The following is a 238-nucleotide window of genomic DNA, read 5'->3' as shown; positions in this document are numbered from 1 at the left end:
CAAGTTCAACCTGGACTATATTCTTAACTGCATAATTGATTTTAAGCGCGCATCGTACGGCATCATTGCATTGCTTTTTACCAATAAATATACCCATAACACGATCGCCATCATACGATACGATGGTTCCGCCTTCTTCTTTTATCAAGCGTGTTGCTGCATATAGATATGACTTATAAACTTCTGCTGCAAATGTCCATTTTTTATTTTCCACAAGTGAGGTTGATTGATCTAGGTC

1 pseudogene is annotated in these 238 nt (G+C 37.8%); it reads right to left on the bottom strand.

The features are described 5' to 3' along the window. Nucleotides 1-238 (bottom strand): annotated as a pseudogene (locus ACZ3HG_RS24780) (hypothetical protein); the annotation flags it as partial.

Source organism: Erwinia sp. PME.40.26/001, assembly GCF_055556675.1.
The sequence above is the reverse complement of the archived record's forward strand: the minus strand, read 5'-3'. Positions and strand labels throughout refer to the sequence as shown.